This window comes from Cupriavidus sp. L7L (genome assembly GCF_004353535.1).
GTDB classification, from domain to species: Bacteria; Pseudomonadota; Gammaproteobacteria; order Burkholderiales; family Burkholderiaceae; genus Cupriavidus; species Cupriavidus oxalaticus_A.
Window position 1 is genome coordinate 1 of the sequence record NZ_SMNY01000193.1, and the last position, 557, is coordinate 557.

The following is a 557-nucleotide window of genomic DNA, read 5'->3' on the forward strand; positions in this document are numbered from 1 at the left end:
GGAGACAGACATCGGGTGCTAACGTCCGGTGTCAAGAGGGAAACAACCCAGACCGCCAGCTAAGGTCCCCAAATATAGCTAAGTGGGAAACGAAGTGGGAAGGCTAAAACAGTCAGGAGGTTGGCTTAGAAGCAGCCACCCTTTAAAGAAAGCGTAATAGCTCACTGATCGAGTCGTCCTGCGCGGAAGATGTAACGGGGCTAAGCTATATACCGAAGCTGCGGACGCGTGCGTTCCTTTAAGTGCACCAAGCTTGTCGATGCGCAGCATCGACAAAGCCACCCACAATGATCGTGGTGGCCAATGCTAGTGGATTTAAAGGAGCGCACGCGTGGTAGGAGAGCGTTCTGTAAGCCTGTGAAGGTGTCTTGTAAAGGATGCTGGAGGTATCAGAAGTGCGAATGCTGACATGAGTAGCGATAAAGGGGGTGAAAGGCCCCCTCGCCGTAAGCCCAAGGTTTCCTACGCAACGTTCATCGGCGTAGGGTGAGTCGGCCCCTAAGGCGAGGCAGAGATGCGTAGCTGATGGGAAGCAGGTTAATATTCCTGCACCGTCG

General features: G+C 53.7%; 1 rRNA gene. It reads left to right on the forward strand.

Going from position 1 to position 557, the window contains the following annotated elements:
• Positions 1-557: ribosomal RNA gene (locus E1J61_RS37095) — 23S ribosomal RNA — on the forward strand; the annotation flags it as partial.